The organism is Streptomyces pluripotens, from assembly GCF_000802245.2.
Lineage (GTDB): Bacteria > Actinomycetota > Actinomycetes > Streptomycetales > Streptomycetaceae > Streptomyces > Streptomyces pluripotens.
Window position 1 is genome coordinate 5,987,252 of sequence record NZ_CP021080.1, and the last position, 17,928, is coordinate 6,005,179.

The following is a 17,928-nucleotide window of genomic DNA, read 5'->3' on the forward strand; positions in this document are numbered from 1 at the left end:
CAGGGACACCCCAAAGGGCGGGCGCAACTCTGCGCCGCCGGCCGTGCGAGACTTGCCGCTGTGAGTGCCAACGCAAGCCCTTCGGGCCAGCAGCCGACAGCGACGTACGACAGCGCCTTCCTCAAGGCGTGCCGGCGCGAGGCCGTACCGCACACCCCGGTGTGGTTCATGCGCCAGGCCGGCCGCTCCCTTCCCGAGTACCGCAAGGTGCGTGAGGGCGTCCCCATGCTGGAGTCCTGCATGCGGCCCGAGCTGGTCACCGAGATCACGCTCCAGCCGGTGCGCCGGCACAACGTGGACGCCGCCATCTACTTCAGTGACATCGTCGTCCCGCTCAAGGCCATCGGTCTCGACCTCGACATCAAGCCCGGTGTGGGCCCGGTCGTCGAGCAGCCGATCCGTACCCGCGCCGACCTGGCCCGGCTGCGCGACCTCACACCCGAGGACGTCCCCTACGTCACCGAAGCGATCGGCCAGCTCACCTGTGAGCTGGGCGCCACCCCCCTGATCGGTTTCGCCGGAGCGCCCTTCACCCTCGCGAGCTACCTGGTCGAGGGCGGCCCGTCCCGCACGTACGAGAACGCCAAGGCGATGATGTACGGCGATCCCGGGCTGTGGGCCGACCTGCTCGACCGACTCGCCGACATCACGGCCGTCTTCCTGAAGGTCCAGATCGAGGCCGGTGCCAGCGCGGTCCAACTCTTCGACTCCTGGGCCGGTGCACTGGCCCCGGCCGACTACCGGCACTCGGTCATGCCCGCCTCCGCGAAGGTCTTCGAGGCGGTCGCCGGCTACGGCGTCCCGCGCATCCACTTCGGCGTCGGCACCGGTGAACTGCTGAAGCTCATGGGCGAGGCCGGCGCGGATGTCGTCGGCGTCGACTGGCGCGTCCCGCTGGATGAGGCACAGCGGCGTGTCGGCCCCGGCCGGGCGCTCCAGGGCAACCTCGACCCGACGGTGCTGTTCACCGGCAAGGACACGGTCGAGGCCAAGGCCCGCGAAGTACTGGACGCGGCCGAGGGCCTGGAGGGCCACGTCTTCAACCTCGGGCACGGTGTCCTACCGACCACCGACCCGGACGCATTGACCCGGCTCGTGGAGTACGTCCACACCCGGACCGCGCGCTGACTCACCCGGTGTACCGGGGCCGTGCCTGCCTGCCGAACAGCAGGCCGGGCGGCTCCGGCGGGGGAGGGGTGCCGGGCTTGAGCGGTAGGGCGAGCAACATGCCCGTGACGAACCCGACCACATGAGCCGCGTACGCCACGGTTCCGGCGCCGAAGACCACGCCCCCGGAGGAGTACACCGCCTGGAGCACGAACCAGAAGCCCAGCACCAGCCAGGCGGGCAGTCGCAGCGGGAGGAAGACCAGGAACGGGACGAGGACCCAGACCCGGGCCTTCGGGTACAGCACCAGATAGGCACCCAGGACCCCGGCGATCGCGCCGGACGCACCGATCAGCGGGTCGCCGGAGGCGTCGTTGAGCAACGCGAAGCCGTACCCGGCCGCGTAGCCGCAGACGACGTAGAACAGGACGTAGCGGATGTGGCCCATCCGGTCCTCGACGTTGTTGCCGAAGATCAGCAGGAAGAGCATGTTGCCCAGCAGATGCAGCCAGCTGCCGTGCAGGAACATCGCCGTGAAGACGGACAGTACGGGGGACTTGCCGTAGGGCGGCGGGCCGACGATGCATCCCGGGCCGGCCGGGCCCACCCCCACATCGCCGGTGGGGACCGACTGCGACATCCGATGGTGGATCAACTCCCTCGGGACCAGCGCGTAGTGGTCCAGGAAGGCGTGCAGACGGCACAACTGCGCCAGGTCACCGCCGCCTGCCACGGAACCGGTAAGGCCGGGCGTGGAGAGGAACACGATGACGTTGGCCGCGATGAGGGCATACGTCACCCAGGGGGTGCGGCGCGCCGGGTTCACGTCATGGACGGGGATGACCACACACAAGTAGTGCCCACGACGAGGCGGACGAACCGGTGAACGGTGCCGGGCGGGCGCTCGTATGTCCTTTCAACCGATGTGAGGACAGGCGATGAGCGAACGAGTTACCCCCGCGATGCACGCTCTGCCCGACGGGGAGGCGGAGCTCTCCCTGGTCGTACGGCTCCCGTGGGAGGACGTCGCGCGGCTCGGTCAGGACGCCGGGCGGCTTGCGGCACAGACGGGGCGGCCCGTGACGCTGGACGAGGCGGTGAGCCACCGGCTGCGGTCGGCCCGGCCGCCGGCTTCCCACGCGAAGCCGGCGGACACCACCGGCGCCGCGGCCGTCTCCACTCTGCCGCGGGCCAGCGGGACGGCCTAGGGGGTACCGCCCGTGTGGTCGGGGATGCGGCGCTAGGAAGCCCGGACCCGTGCCGCCGCCTTCCTCGCCGCCACCAGGACCGGATCCCACACCGGCGAGAAGGGCGGGGCGTAGCCAAGGTCCAGGGCCGTCATCTGTTCCACCGTCATGCCCGCCGTGAGGGCCACGGCGGCGACGTCCACGCGCTTGGCCGCCCCTTCCCTGCCGACGATCTGGACACCGAGCAGCCGGCCCGTGCGGCGTTCCGCGAGCATCTTGACCGTCATCGGGGAGGCGCCGGGGTAGTAGCCGGCCCGGCTGGTCGACTCGATGGTGACCGTCTCGTACCGCAGGCCCACCCGGCGGGCGTCCTTCTCTCGCAGTCCGGTGCGGGCGATCTCCAGGTCGCAGACCTTGCTGACCGCCGTGCCGACGACGCCCGGGAAAGTGGCGTACCCGCCACCGGCGTTGGTGCCGATGACCTGGCCGTGCTTGTTGGCGTGCGTGCCGAGTGGGACGTACTGCTCCTGGCCGGAGACCAGGTTCAGCACCTCCACGCAGTCGCCGCCCGCCCAGATGTTCTCGTGGCCGCGCACCCGCATCGCCAGGTCGGTGAGCAGTCCGCCGTGGGCGCCGAGGGGGAGGCCGGCCTCCCGGGCAAGGGAGGTCTCCGGACGCACGCCGATACCGAGGATCACCAGGTCAGCGGGGTACTCGGCGTGTGTCGTGGCCACCGCCCGCACTCGGCCCTGCGGACCGGTCAGGATCCCGGTGACCTCCGCGTCGTTCACCATGGTGATACCGAGGCCCTCCATGGCCCGGTGCACCATGCGGCCCATGTCCGGATCGAGCGTCGGCATCGGCTCGCTGCCGCGGTCGACGACCGTCACGCCGAAGCCGCGATGGATGAGCGCCTCGGCCATCTCCACACCGATGTAGCCCGCCCCCACGACCACCGCGCGACGGCCACGGGTGCGTGCGAGCGTGTCCAGCAGAGCCTGGCCGTCGTCCAGGGTCTGTACGCCGTGCACTCCGGGAGCGTCCGCTCCGGGCAGGTCCGGTCGGACCGGGCGGGCGCCGGTCGCGAGGACAAGTTTGTCGTACGGCATCCACGACCCGGAGCCCGAGTCGACGTCGCGCGCGTGAACCCGCCGCCCGGCCGGGTCGATCTCCGTCACTTCGGTGCGCAGTCGAAGATCGATGCCGCGTTGCCGGTGTTCTTCGGGCGTACGGGCGATCAGCCGGTCGCGTCCGTCGACCTCACCGCCCACCCAGTAAGGGATGCCGCACGCCGAGAAGGACGTGAAGTGGCCGCGTTCGAAGGCGACGATCTCCAGCTCCCCGGGCCCCTTCAGCCGGCGTGCCCGGGATGCTGCGGACATGCCCGCGGCATCGCCGCCGATCACGACCAGTCGTTCCGTTCTGCCGTCGCCACCCCGCGCGTCACCGTTCAAGCCCATGGGAACACGCTACGGGGGCGGGGCCCGTCAGCCCCGGTCCGCCTCCTCGGCGGACTCCGGTGCCGGCCGGGCCGACGGCAGCGGGCCCAGCGCGGTCGCCGCCGGCGCTGGCTGGGTGCGGCGCGGTAGCCGGGGACGCACCACCCGCAGCCACAGCAGCACCAGTACGGCGGTGAAGGCGGCGAACGGCAGCACAGCACCGAGCGCGAGGGTGATCCAGCGCACCCCCGTGACGAATACCTGCCAACCGCCGGCCAGCGCGTCCGTGAACCCGGGCTCACCATCACCGGACGCCTTCCGCACGGGGGTACCGGACAGCGACAGGGTGATGGTGGCCAGGCTCGTGCGGTCCTTCAGAGACGCCTGCCGCGCCAGCAGCGCTTCCAGATCCGCCTGGCGCCTACTCAACTCGCCCTCCAGGGAGACGATGTCGCTCATCCTGGTGGCCCGGTCCATCAGCGCACGGATCCGGTCGACACTGGCCCGCTGCGACGTGATCCGACTGTCCACGTCCACGACCTGGTCGGTGACGTCCTCAGCCTTGGCCGTGCGGTGGACCAGCTTGCCCGTGCCCTGGAGCCCGGTGAGGACCTCGTCGTACTTCGCGGTGGGCACACGCAGCACGATCCGGGTGCGCTCGTGGCCGTCGCCGTCCCGGCTCGTGCGTTCCTGGCCGACGTAGCCGCCGGCGTCCCGGGCGGTCGTCCGGGCCGCCGCCAGTGCCTCGGGCACGTTCTTGACCACGAGGGTCAGGGACGCGGTGCGGATGATCGCGTTCTGGGCGAGGACGGGTGTCCCGGTCGACTCGGCCTTGCCCGCCGCACCGCCGGGCGCGCCTGACCGTCCGGCTCCGGCGGCGGACTCCGCGGCGTCGGCGGCGGGCTTCGCGGCGCCTGCCGCGGGCTTCGCTGAGTCGCCGCCCGAGACGCCGGCGCTGCACCCGGCGAGTGCCAGGGCCGCAGTGAGCAGGAGCCCGGCCAGGGCCCGGACGGAGTGCGCGGTACGTACGGAGTGCACGGTATGTAGAGAACGCGGTGCGCACATGGGTGGTACCCCCCAGGTCTGAGACTGACAGTGCTCCTATGACGGCCGACGTCGCCGGGACGTTGGCGATGGGGGGTCTCGAAGCTGTTACGGTCCGAACTCGGAGCGGACACCGGGGCCGTTGACGCAGGGGACCTCCGGCCCTGGCGGGAGTGCCGGCGGGGTCTGAGAGAGTGGGGGCATGAGCGCAACGGGTACGAGTGCAACGGGTACACCTGCGGGGCACGCCGTCGTCATCGGAGCGGGTATCGCCGGACTGGCCGCAGCCCACCGGCTACTGGGGCACGGCGCCCGCGTGACCGTGCTGGAGGCCGGAGGCAGGGTCGGCGGCAAACTGCTGCCCGGTGAGATCGCGGGAGTCCGGGTCGATCTGGGTGCCGAGTCGATGCTCGCCCGCCGTCCCGAGGCGGTGGCCCTCGCGGGTGAGGTGGGTCTGTCCGGACGGCTCCAGCCGCCGGCCACCGCGACCGCCTCGATCTGGACCCGTGGCGCCCTGCGGCCCATGCCCAAGGGACATGTGATGGGTGTGCCCGGCACATCCGGTGCGCTGGCCGGTGTCCTGTCCGACGAGGGGCTGGCCCGCATCGAGCGGGATGCGGAACTGCCCCGCACCGAGGTCGGCGACGACGTGGCTGTCGGGGAGTACGTGGCGGCCCGGCTCGGCCGTGAGGTTGTCGACCGCCTGGTCGAGCCGCTGCTCGGCGGGGTGTACGCGGGCGACGCGTACCGCATCTCGATGCGCTCGGCCGTCCCGCAGCTCTTCCAGGCCATCCGCACCCACACCTCCCTCACCGAGGCCGTCCGCGACATCCAGGCCAAGGCCGCGGCCAGCCGGCAGACGGGCCCGGTCTTCACGGGCATCGAAGGCGGGGTCGGCCAGCTGCCCCTCGCGGTCGCCGACTCGGTGCGTGCGCGGGGCGGCGAGATCCTGACCGGGACACCGGTCACCGAACTGCGTCGCGAGCCCGCCGGCGGTTGGCGGGTCGCGGCCGGGGAGCGGGTGCTGCACGCAGACTCGGTGATCGTCGCCGTACCGGCCCCGGTCGCCGCGGCGCTGCTGCGCGCCGAGTCCCCGGAGGCGGCCGACGAGCTGGGGGCCGTCGAATACGCCTCGATGGCCCTGGTCACCCTCGCCTACCGGCGGGCAGGCCTGAACCTCCCCGCGGGCAGCGGCTTCCTGGTCCCGCCTGTCGACGGCCGTACCATCAAGGCGTCCACCTTCGCCTCCAACAAGTGGGGCTGGATCGCTGAGCAGGATCCGGACGTGATCGTGCTGCGCACGTCCGTGGGCCGTCACGGTGAGACGGAGATCCTCCAGCGAGACGACGCCGACCTGGTCGACGCCTCCCGGCACGACCTGCGGGAGGCCATCGGACTGGACACCGTGCCCGTCCAGACCCGGGTCACCCGTTGGACGGACGGCCTGCCCCAGTACCCGGTGGGTCACCACGCGCGCGTGGCCCGCATCCGAGACCGGGTGGCCAAGCTGCCGGGACTCGCGGTGTGCGGCGCGCAGTACGACGGCGTCGGCATCCCGGCGTGCATCGCCAGCGCGTACGCGGCGGTGGACCAGCTGACCGGCGACCTGCGCGGCGTGGCGGAGCTGACGGCCAACCCGGTGCAGAGCCTGCACGGCGGAGCGGGAGAATAGGGACCATGAGTGACGACGCCCCCATCACCGAGTCCGGCAGGGTCCCGAACAAGGGCAAGCTGGCCAAGGACCTCAACGAGGTCATCCGCTACACCCTCTGGTCGGTCTTCAAGCTCAAGGACGTGCTGCCCGAGGACCGCGCGGGATACGCTGACGAGGTCCAGGAGCTGTTCGACCAGCTCGCCGCCAAGGACGTGACGATCCGCGGCACCTACGACGTCTCCGGCCTGCGTGCCGACGCCGACCTCATGATCTGGTGGCACGCTGAGACCAGCGACCAGCTCCAGGAGGCGTACAACCTCTTCCGCCGCACGAAGCTGGGCCGCACCCTCGAACCGGTCTGGTCGAACATGGCGCTGCACCGCCCCGCCGAGTTCAACCGCTCGCACATCCCGGCGTTCCTCGCCGACGAGACGCCCCGCGACTACGTGAGCGTCTACCCGTTCGTGCGCTCCTACGACTGGTACCTGCTACCGGACGAGGACCGCCGCCGTATGCTCGCCGACCACGGCAAGATGGCCCGCGGGTTCCCGGACGTGCGCGCCAACACGGTCGCCTCCTTCTCCCTCGGCGACTACGAGTGGATCCTGGCCTTCGAGGCCGACGAGCTGTACCGCATCGTCGACCTCATGCGCCACCTGCGCGGCTCCGAGGCCCGCAGGCACGTCCGCGAGGAGGTGCCGTTCTTCACCGGTCGCCGCAAGTCGGTGGCCGAGCTGGTCGCGGGCCTGGCCTGACCCCTCAGCGCCGGACGGTCCTGTCCTCCAGGGAATCCCGCGAGGGCGGGACCGCGGCGCGGCCGGCCGGGGCGTCCGGCTCCGGCTCCCGGTGCGGTGCGCAGGACGCGTGCTGCGCCGGCAGGCGGCCCTGGAGCAGATAGGCGTCCAAGTAGGCGTTGACACAGCCGTTCGGGCCGCCGCCGATGCCGTGCGTGCCCGCGTCCCGCTCCGTCACCAGCGCCGAGCCGGCCAGCCGCCGGTTCATCTCCAGAGCGCCCGCGTACGGCGCCGCCGCGTCCCGTTCGGCTGCCAGGATCAGCACCGGGGGTAGTTCGCCCGGTCCGGTCCGTACGTCGAGCGGCTGCTGCCGGGGCGCCGGCCAGAAGGCGCACGGCAGGTTCATCCAGGCGTTGTCCCAGGTCTCGAAGGGAGCCACCCGGGCGAGCCGGGTGTTGTCCCGGTCCCACACCTTGAAGTCCGTCGGCCAAGGAGCGTCGTTGCACTCGACCGCCGTGTAGACGGCGCTGCCGTTCTCCGCCTCGGCTGCCGTCCGGGGGCTGGGAGCCGCCAGCCGGACCAGCGGTTCGGGGTCGCCGTGCAGATAGGCGGACAGGGCGTCGGCCCGGCTCGGCCAGAAGTCGTCGTAGTAAGCGGCCGTCAGGAACGCGTTCTGCAGCTGGCCCGGACCGACCTTTCCGCCCGCCGCCTCGGCGGCCAGTCGCTTCTGCGCGCTGTCGTAGCTGTGCTGCACCTTCTCGGGGGTGTCGCCGAGCCGGTAGACGTCGTCGTGGCGGGCGATCCAGTCCCGGAAGTCCGCCCAGCGGTCTTCGAACGCGGCTGACTGGTCGAGGTTGTCGCGGTACCAGATCTTCTCCGGGTCCGGGTTCACCGGCGCGTCCAGCACCATGCGCCGCACGTGCGAGGGGAACATCGTCGCGTACAGCGCGCCGAAGTAGGTGCCGTACGAGGCGCCCATGAACGTCAGCCGGTCCTGTCCCAGCGCGGCCCGCAGCACGTCCAGGTCACGGGCGTTGTTGAGCGAGGTGTAGTGGCGCAGGCCGCTGCCCGACCGCTCGGCGCAGCCGCGTGCGTAGGCCCTCGCCCGTGCGATCCGCTGTTGCTTGTACGCCTGCGACGGGTGTGTCGGCGAGGCGCTGGGCGCCTTGAAGAAGTGCTTCGGGTCCTCACAGGAGAGCGGCGCCGAACGGTCCACGCCGCGAGGGGCGTAGCCGACCAGGTCGTAGGCGGCGGCGATCCGCTTCCACTGCGGGATCACACCGATCAGCGGGAAGTACATGCCGGAGGCGCCGGGGCCGCCCGGGTTGTAGACGAGAACGCCCTGCCGTGGGACTTTCCGTTCGCTGCCGTCCGGGTCCTTGCGCGTGGCCCGGATCCGGCTGACGGTCAGCTCGATCTGCTTGCCGTCGGGATGGGCGTAGTCCAGCGGGACGGTCACCGTGCCGCACCGCAGGCTGTTGGGTGCCTCCGGCATGTCGGCGGCGGAGCAGGGGCCGAAGTCGATTCCCGCCGCCCGGGCGCGGGCCGCGGCCACCACGGTGCCGCGCAATTCGGCCGTGCCCGGTGCTCCGGCCGCGCCGGGGGTGGCGGGCGTGCCGCCCGCCGGGGCCACGGCCAGGCTGGTCAGGAGCAAGGACCCGGCGGCCGAGTACAGGGCGGCAGCTTTCATCGCGTATCCCTTCGGTGCGCGCTGGCGGTGGCACGGCTGCCACGGCCCGGCGACAACAGAAGGGATGCTTCGGTCGGTTCCCGGTGAAGGCAAGGACCGTCCGCCGGTGTCGGGGCCAATGCCCCCTGTGCGCCCCCTGAGGGCGCCTCGCGGGCGGCCCGGCGGAGGCTCACTCCGGGCGGGGCTCGTCGTGGTGGGGCTCGTCGTGGTGGGTGAAGGCCGGACCGGGAAGGACCATGCCCTGTTCGGCAGCTGGACGGACGGAGCGTTGCAAGCATCCGACGTTCCGTTCCCGGTGCGGTCAGGAGCTGCTCGGTCGCGGTGCCGGGCTGGTGGTTGCGGACGGCAGGGAGGACGGCTCGTTCGCCGAGGGTGTCACTGGTACTGCCGCGCTCGGGGCGACGGCCGGCGGGGACGGTACGGGCGACGCCGAGGCGGTCAGCTCCCGGGACAGCGTGGCGAAGTCGATGTACCCCGTCGCCTCCAGCGCTTTGATGTGGTCCAGGAGGGTTGCGCCTGCGTCGTCGGCGAGGCCGCGGACCAGGGAGTTCTGGGTGCCGGCCCGGATCTGGGCGGCCAGCGGGAACACACGGCCGTACGCGAGCCGCAGGGTGCCGGCGAACTGTCGGTCGAAGTCCTGGCCCTGCGCCGAGTCCAGGGCGTCGAGCCACTGCTTCTGCTGCTGGTCGGGCTGGTTGGCCAGCGGCACGCCGAGCTGGGTGGCGACGGTCCGGACATGCGTGTCAAGGGAGGTGAGGCCGTTGACCAGGCGCTGCCCCGCGGCACGTACGGCTGCCGTGGTCCCCTTCCGCTCCGCCTGCTCCCCGGCGGGCAGCTCCCACAGCCCCGCCAGCCGCACCTTGGCGACGAAGTCCCGGTCCCGCGCGGACAGCGGGCCGTACGGCGTCATCACGGTCTGTGCGCTCAGCACGTCCGCGGAGGCGGGGTCCGGCCGGTGGGCGTACGACCAGAGCGGGTAGAGCAGCGCGACGGCCGTCGCGGCCAGGCAGGTGATGATCAGCCCGGTGCCGCTGATGATGCCTCGGCCCTTGAGCGGGGGTCGCGGTCGCATGGCGCCTCCTGTACGGCACCGCACACCAGGGTTGCCAGGGGGTGGGTGCGGGCTTGGCATATTACTTCGGGCACCGGGGTGCGCCGCACGGCACCGTCGGGTTCGCTCACCCCCTGCGCAGCAGCACCCTCCGTGCGGCCCGTGCGGCCCGCGCCACCGGTGCGTGCGACCTCGGCGCCGGGCCCGCACGATCCAACCACCACTCCTGCAGGCTCCGGCGCGCCACTGCGCGCCGGGGCAGCCCCGTGGCCAGCAGGTGCCCGGCGAAGTCGAGCGCGTCCCGCCGGTACCCGCCGCTCATCGGCCGCCGCCTCGCGTACGCCAGGAACGCGGGCCGGTACCCTGCGCCCAGAATGTCCGGCAGCTCCGGTGCGACCTTCGCCACCACGTCCGCTCGCTTCGCTGCGAGTGCCCGAGCCTGCACCCCCATCCGCACCCGGTCGAATCCCTCGGGCACCGGGGTCCCGGCCACCAGCGAGGACAGTACGGCCGCCTCGGCGACCCCGAGCCGCTCCCGCACACCGTCCAGTGGCCGCCCCGCACCGGCCGCACCGCGCGTGCCGGCCGCGGTGGCCGGCACGATACGGGCCCTGGCGCCGGTCACGGTGGTGGCCGGGGTCCGTTCGGTCCTCGCGGCGACCACGGTGCCGGCCGCCGTCTCCTCGGTCCCCGTGCCGACCACGGTGACGGGCGCCGTGCCCGCGGTTCCCGCGCCCACCCCGCCCGGCGTTCGCCTGGCCTTCTGCGTCCGTGCCACCGTCCTTGTCCGTGCCCCGGTCTGCCTCTGTGCCCCGGTCCGCGTCCGCGCCACCGTGCGCGTCCGCCCTGCCGCCCGCGCACGCCCGACACCGACCGCCTCGCGGATGGCCTCCAACTCCTCCTTCAACTGGACCGGTTCGGGAAAGTTGTCGTCCCGTTCCAGCAGCACGCCGGGCGGGGCGGTCCGGGAGGCGAGGTCGGTGAGGATGCCGAGCACCGGGGCCGGCACGGGGTGTGCGTGGCTGTCGTGCCAGACGCCGTCGCGTTCAAAGCCGCCCGCCACATGGACGTAGGCGATCGCCTCCACCGGCAGCGCAGCCAGCGCCTCCACCGGATCCTCGCCCCGGTTGACGTGGTTGGTGTGCAGGTTGGCCACATCGATGAGTAGCCGTACGCCGGTGCGCTCGACCAGCTCGGACAGGAACTGCCCCTCGGTCAGCTCCTCGTCCGGCCAGGAGAACAGGGCGGCGATGTTCTCCAGGGCCAGCGGCACCGGGAGCGCGGACTGGGCGAGACGGACGTTCTCACACAACACGCCCAGGGCGTCCCAGGTACGCGGTACGGGCAGCAGGTGCCCGGCCTCCAACTGCGGGGAGGCGGTGAGCGCGCCACCCGCCCGGACGAACGCGATGTGCTCGGTGACCAGGGGAGCGCCGAGTACCTCCGCGCGTTCGGCGAGCGCGGTCAGTCGGCCCTCGTCGGGGCGGTCCGCGCCGCCGAGGCCGAGCGAGACGCCGTGCGGGACCACCGTCACGCCGCGCTCGCGCAGCCGCAGCAGCGACTCGGGGAGATGGCCGGGGCAGACGTTCTCCGCCACGACCTCCACCCAGTCGATGCCCGGCATGCCCTCCACGGCGTCCGCGATCTCCGGCCGCCAGCCGATGCCCGTGCCCAGTCGCCGCATGGCGCTTCCCCCTCCTCGGCCTGGTGCTGGTGCGTCGAGTGACAGGGATATGGCCCCGAGCGCGCGGGCCCCAACCTCCCTCGGCCCCGGTTCAGAGCAACATTTGAGGTTCCGGCGCGGCCGCGGAATTCGCCATCGCCGCGGAACTGGTCAGTCGATGCGGGGTGCGCTCCTCCTTGGCCTCGCCCCGGTGGTCGCACTCGGCGCGGGCTGCTGCGGACCGAGCTGGCCGTCTTCGAACTTGCAGCCCCCGCTCCGCCTGTCTCCGGTCGGCAGATGCCCTCGCCAGCCCGGGCGGGAAACACTGGAGGCTGTCCGCGCAGCACGGCCCGAGGTGCGCTGCCATGCCGGCAACTGATCGGCGACCAATCCCCCGGACATGAGCGACCACGTGACCGGCAACCTGGAGGATATGTCCTCATGCTCGCACGTCATGCTAGCCAAAGACTTGCGCGCATGTCCCGGCCGGCTGGCGGTCAGCCGGGCATTACCAGCAGTTTGAAGCTTCCCTTTGATCGTGGACACCTGGAGACTGGGACCTGAGGTTCCAGAGGAAGTAGCACCAGGTGGGAAGCAAGTACACGAAGCGGTACACCGAGGAGTTCAAGCGGGACGCGGTCGCGCTTGTCGACTCCTCGGGGAAGACGGTCACCGCCGTCGCCCGGGAACTCGGCATCAGCTCCGAGTCCCTGCGCGGCTGGTACCGCCGGGCCAAGGCCGACCAGGGCCAAGGCGCCCCGGGCGAGCTGACCAGCGCGGAGCGTGAGGAACTGCGCCGGCTGTGCAGAGAGAACCGCGAACAGCAGCAGACGATCGAGATCCTGAAAAAGGCGACGGCCTTCTTCGTGAAGGAGAGCGACCGGTGACCATGTTGTACCGGTTGATCCATGCGGAGAAGGCGAACTACCCGATCGTGTTGTTGTGCCGGGTGCTGCATGTGGCCCGCTCCTCCTCCTACGCCTGGCGCGAGGGCGAGGCTGCCCGCCAAGAGCGCCGGGCGGCCGACGACGCGCTCGCCCACGAGATCACCGTGCTCCACATCGCCTCCCGTCGCACCTACGGCGTCCCGCGCATCCACGCTGAGCTGCGGCGCCTGGGGCACCGGGTGAACCGCAAGCGCGTCGCCCGCGTCATGCGCGAGCGCGACATCCGCGGCGTCACCCGCCGCAAGCACCGCTCGCTGACCCGGCCGGACAAGAAGGCGAAGCCGGCCCCGGACCTGATCGGCCGCGACTTCCACGCCGTGCGTCCCGGGATCAAGCTGGTCGGCGACATCACCTATCTCCCGACGGCCGAGGGCTGGCTCTACCTCGCCTGCTGGCTGGACCTGGCCACCCGCGAGGTCGTCGGCTATGCCATGGCCGATCACCATCGCGCCGAGCTCGTCGTCGACGCCCTCGACATGGCCTACGGCCGAGGCGGTCTGGAGCCCGGATGCGTGATCCACAGCGATCGCGGCAGCGAGTACACATCGGCGCAATTCAGGGATCGAATACAGGAGTTGGGGCTGCGGCAGAGCTGCGGACGCACCGGATCGTGTTTCGACAACGCAGCAGCGGAGAGTTTCTGGGCCCTGCTCAAGGAAGAGATCGGAACCCGGACCTGGCCCGACCGGGTCACCGCCCGTGCCGAGGTCTTCGCCTTCATCGAGACCTTCTACAACCGCCGCCGCCTGCGCAAGCACAAAATCTTCGGCTACCTCACACCGTCCGAGACCAGGCAGCGGCATCAACACGCCCTCGCGGCATAACGAACGAGTGTCCAAGATCACGGGGAAACTTCAGTCCTCGTCCGGGTGCCGACGCGGACATCGAACTGACGGGACCCCTGCGGCGGCTGAGGGGAGTCAGAGCCGCGTTTCCCGCGCGACGGGTGCGCTCATCCCGTCTGCGCCGGTGACCGTCCCGCGTGTGGATCCGTCCCGGACTACACCTGGCGCAGCGCGGGATGAGCGGCGACGACCGTCACGGAGCCCGGGGCGATCTCCGTGAAACCGGCGTCCCGCACCACCGGTAGTCCGCTGGCGGTCAGCCGGTTCCAGTCAGTGGGGTCCGCTGTGCGGACGGAGAGCGGAAACCCGCTGTCACGCCAGGTGGTGCGCGCGGTGTCGGGCAGGGCCCACCAGGCCAGCTGGGCGCCGTGCCCGGCCTGGGCCATCGCCTTGCCGGCCGACATCTGCAGCTCCGGGCTCAGCCACAGCACCGGCTGTGCCGGGTCCGCCGCGGCCGGCGGCTCCGGGTCGTGCAGTTCGGTGCCCGACACCTGGAGCTTCGCCAGGTCCTTGGGCCAGCCGTGCAGCGGGACGGGCGGGAAGACCCGCACCTCCGCGGACCGCCCGGTCGTCGTGATCCCGGGCAGCGCCACGGCGCGCCTCCACTCGGCGCCCCGGGCCCGCCGGACGACCTTCCGGATCCGTGCGTCCTCCCAGTTCCGTACGGCCTCGGCCCACTCGCCGTCGCCGAGCGCACGCTCGTCGCTGAGCATCAGGAGTACGGCCCGGGCCGCCGTCTCCAGCGCGTCGGTGCGGGCGGGCGGGGCACTGCGTTCGACCCGCACCACCAGGGGCAGCACGAACTGTGGGGCCTCGTCGCGTGGGGTGCGCTCGGACTGCAAGGGGCTGCCACCGGGGGCTGGAACGTGGTTCACGACAGCCCACCCTATGAAGCCGCGAGCACGCTGATCAACGTGTCCGCCGCGCGATGAGATCCCGACTCTTGGGGGTGGGCGCGCCGCCGCGGGCCGTCGCCTGCGCAGCCCCGGCAGCGCCGATGACCGTGCGGTGGACCACGGCGCTCACGCTTGCTGCGGAAAGGGAACAGCTCAGTGCTGCCCGGTGGTCTCGCCGATCAGTTCGGAGACCTTCACGAACCGGTAGCCGCGCTTGCGCAACTCCGGTACGACTGTGCGTACGACCCGCTCGGTCGTCGGGGCGGCGCTGCGGGTGCAGTGCATGACGACCACTGAGCCGGGCTTGACCCCGTCCAGTACCTGCCGGGCCACCGCATCGGCGTCCGTGGCGAAGGCGTCGCCGCTCACCACGTCCCACTGCACCGCGGTCACCCCGAGCCCGTTCAGCGCGCGCAGCGCCTGCTGGTCGTAACAGCCACCGGGGAAGCGGAAGTAGGGCAGCGCGTGCGGTACGCCCGCTGTGCGGAAGGCGGTATACGCCCGCTCGACGTCCGCCCGCATCTGGTCCGCGTCGACGGTCGGCAGGCCGTAGCAGTCCTGGGTGAACGCATAGTGGCTGTAGGAGTGGTTGGCGATCTCGAACTGTGGGTCGTGGCCGAGGCTGCGGGCCTCGGCCGGGTACTGGTCGGCCCAGCTGCCGGTCATGAAGATGGTCGCCGGCACCTTCAGCGTGCGCAGGGTGCCAATGAGCTCCGGATTGTCGAAGTGCTCGCCGGAGGCCGCGCGCGGTCCCTGGTCCGCGGTCATGTCGGCGTCGAAGGTCAGCGCGATGTTCTTGCCCAGGGTGCGCGGGCCGTGCTCGAAGACCGGGGTCAGGCCGCCCGGACCGGGGGCGAGTACTGGTGGGCGCGCGGTGGACGGGGAGGCGGAGGCGGAGGACTTGGCTGGGGCCGGGCGGGCGGTGTCCGCAGGGCCCGCGGAACCGCAGGCGGCGAGAGCCGCGCCCAGGGAGCAGACGGCGACGATACGGCGTAGTGGTGGGATCACCGTATGAACGTATGGCTAAAAGCGTACTAATGGTGCGATATGGGTGGTGACGCGGCGATACGGTCACCCGCGCGGCGGCGATACGGTCACCTGCGCGGCGAGCGGCCGTCCAGAGGCACCGGATCGCTCCTCTTCCCCGGTGTGGTTGGTTCCGTCGGTGTGGCTGGTTCCGCTGGTTCGACAGGGGTCTGTTTGGTCAGGGTCTGTTCGACTGAGGGCTGTGGCTGCGCGTCCAGCTCCTGCGTGGGCGCGGACCGCGAGCCCGCACGTGCCCCTTCGCCGGCGTTCGCCGCGTGCGGATTCGGGCCCCTTTCCAGGAAGTGCAGCAGCTCCACCGGGATGGGGAGGACCAGCGTGGAATTCTTCTCCGCCGCCACCGCCATCACGGTCTGCAGCAGCCGCAGCTGGAGCGCGGCCGGGGTTTCGGAGATCTGCTTGGCGGCCTCGGCGAGTTTCTTGGACGCCTGAAGTTCGGCGTCGGCGTTGATGATCCGGGCCCGGCGCTCCCGGTCCGCCTCCGCTTGGCGGGCCATGGACCGCTTCATCGTGTCCGGTAGGGAGACGTCCTTGATCTCGACCCGGTCGACCTGGATGCCCCAGCCGACGGCCGGGCTATCGATCATCAGTTCCAAGCCCTGGTTGAGCTTCTCTCGGTTCGAGAGCAGGTCGTCCAGGTCGCTCTTGCCGATGATCGACCGCAGGGACGTCTGCGCCATCTGGGAGACCGCGAACTTGTAGTCCTCGACCTTCACCAGGGCGCTCTCCGCGTCGACCACGCGGAAGTACACGACCGCGTCCACGCGCACCGTGACGTTGTCGCGGGTGATGCCCTCCTGGGCGGGGATCGGCAGCGTCACGATCTGCATGTTGACCTTCTGCAACCGGTCCACGAAGGGGATGATCAAGGTCAGCCCCGGTAGCCGTGCATCGCCCGCGACACGGCCGAGCCGGAACAGCACGCCGCGTTCGTACTGCTTGACCACTCGGGCCGCCATCGCCAGGTACAACAAGCCGACGCAAGCCGCCGCCGCGACCGCCCCCAGCAACTCCTGGACCATGATGACCACCTCGTACAGAGGTCCGGTATGCCCGTTTATTCAACGATATGACACTTCTCGGTCGACCGAGGCGGGCGGTGGCTCGCCCACCTGGCCGACCGAGGTGGGTCACCTACCCGGCGGTCATCATCCTCACCGGTTCCGTTCCCGTCGTGCTGTGTCGTTCGGCCCAGTTCTCCAGGGCCGTGCGGCAGGCGTGGTCGAGGTGGTGGAGGCCGCGGAGGTCGAGCCGGACCGGGCGGTCCTGGGGGAGAGACTCGAGGCTGTCGAGGATCTTCGGCAGGCGCAGGAAGGTCGCGTTGCCGAAGAGATGCGCGTCGACGGGCCCGACACCCTTGTCGACCACGTCCAGCTTGATGTGCGAGGCCTCCCAGGCGGTCTTCACGACGGCCAGCGCCAGACCGATCAGCACGCCCTCGAACATGCTGACCGTCACGATGGACAGGGCGGTGACGGACAGGACCAGCGCCTCACCTCGATGCTCGCGCCACAGCGTGGCCCACGCCCGGAGCGGCACCAGCTTGGCGCCCGAGTAGATCAGGATGCCGGCCAGGGCCGGGACGGGAATGTACCCGAGGGCGCCGGGCAACAGGGCGGCGAAGAGCAGCAGCCACCCGCCGTGCAGGACGCGCGAGGCCTTCGTCCGGGCGCCCGCCTGGACGTTCGCCGCACTGCGCACGATCACCGCGGTCATCGGGAGCGCGCCCAGCAGCCCGCACACCGTGTTGCCGGTGCCCTGGGCGATGAGTTCCCGGTCGTACTCAGTGCGGGGACCGGAGTGCAGCCGGTCCACCGCCGCCGCGCTGAACAGGGATTCGGCGGACGCGATGAGCGTGAAGGCGACGACGGTGCCGAGGGCACCGACACCAGCCAGAACGCCGAAAGAACTCAGCGGCGGCGGCTGGATTGAGTCCAGTAGGCCATGCACCTCGACGGTGCTCACCGGCAGGCTCAGCATGAACGCGGCAAGCGTGGCGAGGCCGACCGCGGCCAACGGGGCGGGCACCACGCGCAGCCTCGCCGGGGTGCGCTTCCAGAGGAGCAGCACCGCGATCGTGCCCGTGCAGACAGCGAGCGATGCCGGCGCCTGTCCGGCACTGAGGGCGTGCAGGAAGGCACCGGGCAGCCCGGCGACTTTGTCCAGGCCGGAGTCGGGGGCCTTCGCCGCCAGCGCCGGGTAGAGCTGTCCGGCGATGAGGACCAATCCGATTCCCGCCAGCATGCCCTCGACCACCGAGACCGAGATGGCACGGAAGTAGCGGCCCCACCTCAGCAGGCCCATGGCCACCTGGAGCACACCGGTGGTGAGGACGACCGCGCCGAGCGCCGGCAGCCCTAACTCCTTGACCGCCTCGAAGACGAGCACGGTCATACCGGCCGCCGGCCCGGACACCTGCAGGCTGCTGCCGCGCATCAAACCGGTGACGAGGCCGCCCACGATCCCCGTGACCAGACCGAGTTCGGCCGGGACTCCGGAGGCCACGGCCACACCCACGCACAGCGGGAGCGCGACCAGGAAGACGACGAGGGAAGCGGTGAAGTCCTGCCTGAGATACGGGAAACGGGATATTCGCGCAGCACGAGGGGCGCGGTTGTCGGTCATCG

16 protein-coding genes are annotated in these 17,928 nt (G+C 71.4%); 6 read left to right on the top strand and 10 right to left on the bottom strand.

What is annotated here, in order from left to right:
- The first annotated feature begins 60 nt into the window (after positions 1 to 60).
- Entirely contained in the window at positions 61 to 1,128 is a 1,068-nt protein-coding gene (gene hemE, locus LK06_RS26620; protein ID WP_039647991.1) for a uroporphyrinogen decarboxylase, read from the top strand.
- 1 nt (position 1,129) lies between these two features.
- On the opposite strand, the gene LK06_RS26625 is transcribed toward hemE, so the two are convergent.
- A complete protein-coding gene (locus LK06_RS26625; protein WP_043405185.1) occupies positions 1,130 to 1,954 on the bottom strand; it encodes a rhomboid family intramembrane serine protease in 825 nt (274 codons plus the stop codon).
- Positions 1,955 to 2,045: 91 nt separating this feature from the next.
- Here LK06_RS26625 and LK06_RS26630 point away from each other — a divergent pair, with 91 nt between their 5' ends.
- Entirely contained in the window at positions 2,046 to 2,315 is a 270-nt protein-coding gene (locus LK06_RS26630) for a hypothetical protein (RefSeq protein ID WP_071659123.1), read from the top strand.
- A gap of 32 nt (positions 2,316 to 2,347) precedes the next feature.
- On the opposite strand, the gene LK06_RS26635 is transcribed toward LK06_RS26630, so the two are convergent.
- Together LK06_RS26635 and LK06_RS26640 are read right to left on the bottom strand one after the other, a co-directional pair.
- Positions 2,348 to 3,754 (bottom strand): FAD-dependent oxidoreductase, encoded by a 1,407-nt coding sequence (locus tag LK06_RS26635; RefSeq protein ID WP_043433359.1) that lies wholly within the window; start codon positions 3,752 to 3,754, stop codon positions 2,348 to 2,350.
- A 27-nt stretch (positions 3,755 to 3,781) separates the two neighbouring features.
- Positions 3,782 to 4,798, bottom strand: a complete 1,017-nt coding sequence (locus LK06_RS26640) for a DUF4349 domain-containing protein (protein WP_052269656.1) — start codon at positions 4,796 to 4,798, stop codon at positions 3,782 to 3,784.
- A 181-nt stretch (positions 4,799 to 4,979) separates the two neighbouring features.
- Between LK06_RS26640 and hemG the strand changes: the two genes are divergently transcribed.
- On the top strand, positions 4,980 to 6,449 hold the full coding sequence (hemG, locus tag LK06_RS26645) for a protoporphyrinogen oxidase (protein WP_071659124.1): 1,470 nt from the start codon (positions 4,980 to 4,982) through the stop codon (positions 6,447 to 6,449).
- Between the two features lie 5 nt (positions 6,450 to 6,454).
- Complete coding sequence (gene hemQ, locus LK06_RS26650) at positions 6,455 to 7,186, top strand: hydrogen peroxide-dependent heme synthase (protein ID WP_039647979.1); 732 nt, start codon at positions 6,455 to 6,457, stop codon at positions 7,184 to 7,186.
- A 4-nt stretch (positions 7,187 to 7,190) separates the two neighbouring features.
- Here hemQ and LK06_RS26655 read toward each other — a convergent pair whose 3' ends face one another.
- From LK06_RS26655 to LK06_RS26665, 3 genes are all read right to left on the bottom strand, one after another.
- A complete protein-coding gene (locus tag LK06_RS26655; RefSeq protein ID WP_039647977.1) occupies positions 7,191 to 8,855 on the bottom strand; it encodes an alpha/beta hydrolase in 1,665 nt (554 codons plus the stop codon).
- A 301-nt stretch (positions 8,856 to 9,156) separates the two neighbouring features.
- Positions 9,157 to 9,927, bottom strand: a complete 771-nt coding sequence (locus LK06_RS26660) for a DUF4142 domain-containing protein (protein ID WP_043434761.1) — start codon at positions 9,925 to 9,927, stop codon at positions 9,157 to 9,159.
- Positions 9,928 to 10,033: 106 nt separating this feature from the next.
- Positions 10,034 to 11,590, bottom strand: a complete 1,557-nt coding sequence (locus LK06_RS26665; RefSeq protein WP_043405195.1) for an MbnB/TglH/ChrH family RiPP precursor modification enzyme — start codon at positions 11,588 to 11,590, stop codon at positions 10,034 to 10,036.
- Positions 11,591 to 12,156: 566 nt separating this feature from the next.
- Between LK06_RS26665 and LK06_RS26670 the strand changes: the two genes are divergently transcribed.
- Both LK06_RS26670 and LK06_RS26675 read left to right on the top strand, forming a co-directional pair.
- Positions 12,157 to 12,456, top strand: coding sequence for a transposase (locus LK06_RS26670; protein ID WP_043434762.1), 300 nt, complete (start codon positions 12,157 to 12,159; stop codon positions 12,454 to 12,456).
- Positions 12,457 to 12,458: 2 nt separating this feature from the next.
- The gene (locus LK06_RS26675; protein WP_052319015.1) at positions 12,459 to 13,340 is read left to right on the top strand and encodes an IS3 family transposase; all 882 of its coding nucleotides are present in this window, start codon (positions 12,459 to 12,461) and stop codon (positions 13,338 to 13,340) included.
- 176 nt (positions 13,341 to 13,516) lie between these two features.
- Here LK06_RS26675 and LK06_RS26680 read toward each other — a convergent pair whose 3' ends face one another.
- The 4 genes from LK06_RS26680 to LK06_RS26695 all read right to left on the bottom strand — a co-directional run bounded on the left by LK06_RS26680 (position 13,517) and on the right by LK06_RS26695 (position 17,926).
- Positions 13,517 to 14,236, bottom strand: coding sequence for an aminoacyl-tRNA hydrolase (locus LK06_RS26680; protein WP_039648530.1), 720 nt, complete (start codon positions 14,234 to 14,236; stop codon positions 13,517 to 13,519).
- A 174-nt stretch (positions 14,237 to 14,410) separates the two neighbouring features.
- Positions 14,411 to 15,265 carry a polysaccharide deacetylase family protein gene (locus LK06_RS26685; protein WP_039648529.1) on the bottom strand — a complete coding sequence of 285 codons (855 nt, stop codon included), beginning with the start codon at positions 15,263 to 15,265 and terminating at the stop codon, positions 14,411 to 14,413.
- Positions 15,266 to 15,351: 86 nt separating this feature from the next.
- On the bottom strand, positions 15,352 to 16,323 hold the full coding sequence (locus LK06_RS26690) for a slipin family protein (protein ID WP_234367514.1): 972 nt from the start codon (positions 16,321 to 16,323) through the stop codon (positions 15,352 to 15,354).
- Between the two features lie 112 nt (positions 16,324 to 16,435).
- Positions 16,436 to 17,926 carry a SulP family inorganic anion transporter gene (locus tag LK06_RS26695; RefSeq protein ID WP_039648614.1) on the bottom strand — a complete coding sequence of 497 codons (1,491 nt, stop codon included), beginning with the start codon at positions 17,924 to 17,926 and terminating at the stop codon, positions 16,436 to 16,438.
- Positions 17,927 to 17,928 lie beyond the last annotated feature (2 nt).

Bases quoted from the DNA above. Each gene is read 5' to 3' on its own strand.
- LK06_RS26630 (WP_071659123.1), top strand. From the start codon at position 2,046: ATGAGCGAACGAGTTACCCCCGCGATGCACGCTCTGCCCGACGGGGAG.
- LK06_RS26635 (WP_043433359.1), bottom strand. From the start codon at position 3,754: ATGGGCTTGAACGGTGACGCGCGGGGTGGCGACGGCAGAACGGAACGA.
- LK06_RS26640 (WP_052269656.1), bottom strand. From the start codon at position 4,798: ATGTGCGCACCGCGTTCTCTACATACCGTGCACTCCGTACGTACCGCG.
- hemG (WP_071659124.1), top strand. From the start codon at position 4,980: ATGAGCGCAACGGGTACGAGTGCAACGGGTACACCTGCGGGGCACGCC.
- hemQ (WP_039647979.1), top strand. From the start codon at position 6,455: ATGAGTGACGACGCCCCCATCACCGAGTCCGGCAGGGTCCCGAACAAG.
- LK06_RS26655 (WP_039647977.1), bottom strand. From the start codon at position 8,855: ATGAAAGCTGCCGCCCTGTACTCGGCCGCCGGGTCCTTGCTCCTGACC.
- LK06_RS26660 (WP_043434761.1), bottom strand. From the start codon at position 9,927: ATGCGACCGCGACCCCCGCTCAAGGGCCGAGGCATCATCAGCGGCACC.
- LK06_RS26665 (WP_043405195.1), bottom strand. From the start codon at position 11,590: ATGCGGCGACTGGGCACGGGCATCGGCTGGCGGCCGGAGATCGCGGAC.
- LK06_RS26675 (WP_052319015.1), top strand. From the start codon at position 12,459: ATGTTGTACCGGTTGATCCATGCGGAGAAGGCGAACTACCCGATCGTG.
- LK06_RS26690 (WP_234367514.1), bottom strand. From the start codon at position 16,323: ATGGTCCAGGAGTTGCTGGGGGCGGTCGCGGCGGCGGCTTGCGTCGGC.
- LK06_RS26695 (WP_039648614.1), bottom strand. From the start codon at position 17,926: ATGACCGACAACCGCGCCCCTCGTGCTGCGCGAATATCCCGTTTCCCG.